We start from the raw sequence: 1429 nt of genomic DNA, 5'->3' as shown, positions 1-1429 counted from the left end.
TGAACTGACCCCCAGAAGTTGGACGGTCAGCTAAAGCCCGAAGGCCTGAGCTCGGTATTGCACCGGGCTCAGGCCTTTTAGCTTGAGCTTGATGCGATCATGATTGTAGTAACGGATGTACTGTCGGATGCCGGCTTGCAACTGCTCGATGCTTTCGAAGCGATTCAAGTGGAAGAACTCAGCCTTGAGCGTGCCGAAGAAGCTTTCCATAGCGGCATTGTCCAGGCAGTTTCCCTTGCGTGACATGCTTTGCGTCACCGATCTATCTACCAGCATCCGCCTGTAGCTCTGCTGCTGGTACTGCCAGCCCTGATCGGAGTGCAGCACTGGACGCTCCGTCGGCAGCAGCCGCGCCAGCGCCTTCTTCAGCATGCTGCCCACGAGCCTGAACACCGGCCGGCGGCTGGTCTCGTAGGCCACGATCTCGCCGTTGTACAGGTCCATCACCGGCGACAGGTACAGTTTCTCGCCACGCACGTTGAACTCGGTCACATCGGTGACCCACTTCTGGTTCGGACGCGCCGCCTCGAAGTCGCGCGCCAACACGTTGGCCGCCACGTGGTGCGATTGGCCTCGGTAGGACCGGTACTTCTTGGCGCGCACCAGCGACTTCAAGCCTAGCGCCTGCATCAGCTTCTGCACGGTCTTGTGGTTCACTAGCTCACCGGCCTGGCGCAAGACCGCGGTAATGCGGCGGTAGCCGTAGCGGCCCTTGTGACGGGCATAAACCGCGCTGATGCGCTGCTTGAGCTCGGTGTACGGGTCCACGGCTCCGAACGACTTCAGGTGGTAATAAAACGTGCTGCGCGACAGCTTGGCTACGCGTAGCAGTAGTGCCAGCGGATGCTTGGGCCTTAATCCTTGGACCACTTGCGCTTTCCAACCAGCGCCCGGGTCTTCTCCGCTTCGATCAAGGCCTTCATTTTTTTTAGGTAATCGTTCTCCGCGCGCAGATAGGCCAGCTCTTGCTCCAGTTCTTCCTTGGTCATGTCCTTGGACACCGGCTCTGGGGGGTACTTATGCGGCATGCTTGCTCCTCGGCGCTTGCGCGCCAGCGCCTCTATACCCCCAGCATCATACTGGGCGCGCCATTTCGTAATGTGCCCTGTATGACGAATCCCCAGCAACACCGCTGCCTGCGTGTCCGATAGACCTTCGCGCCGGATCTTGATCAGCACCGATTGTTTGAAGGCCGCGCTATACGAGCCAGATTGCCTGCGCAACCCGTTAACGCCATGCGCTCGAAAACTCCCGACCCAGCGCCGCACCATCGAGTGCGGCACTTCGTATCGGCGCGCCACCGATTTGAAGCCGTCCGTGCCTTGCAGGTACGCCTGCACCACTTTGATCTTGAATTGCTCTTCGTACTTCGCCATGTAAAAACCCCCGAAGGTTGGATCAATGTCCAACTTTCGGGGGTCAGTTCAGT

The 1429-nt window shown here is 59.1% G+C and carries 1 protein-coding gene; it reads right to left on the bottom strand.

The genetic code is table 11. The features are described from left to right. Nucleotides 1-30: 30 nt before the first annotated feature. Nucleotides 31-1376, bottom strand: a protein-coding gene (locus KW836_RS27640) for an IS3 family transposase (protein WP_370633084.1) whose coding sequence is annotated in 2 segments (ribosomal slippage) — nt 31-909 and nt 912-1376 — 1344 coding nt in all. Because the reading frame shifts where the segments join, the coding sequence is not laid out codon by codon here. Nucleotides 1377-1429 lie beyond the last annotated feature (53 nt).

Source organism: Achromobacter sp. ACM05 (assembly GCF_019218915.1).
In the GTDB taxonomy this organism is placed as follows: Bacteria; Pseudomonadota; Gammaproteobacteria; order Burkholderiales; family Burkholderiaceae_B; genus Achromobacter; species Achromobacter animicus.
This window is presented reverse-complemented; position numbering and strand designations above follow the sequence as displayed.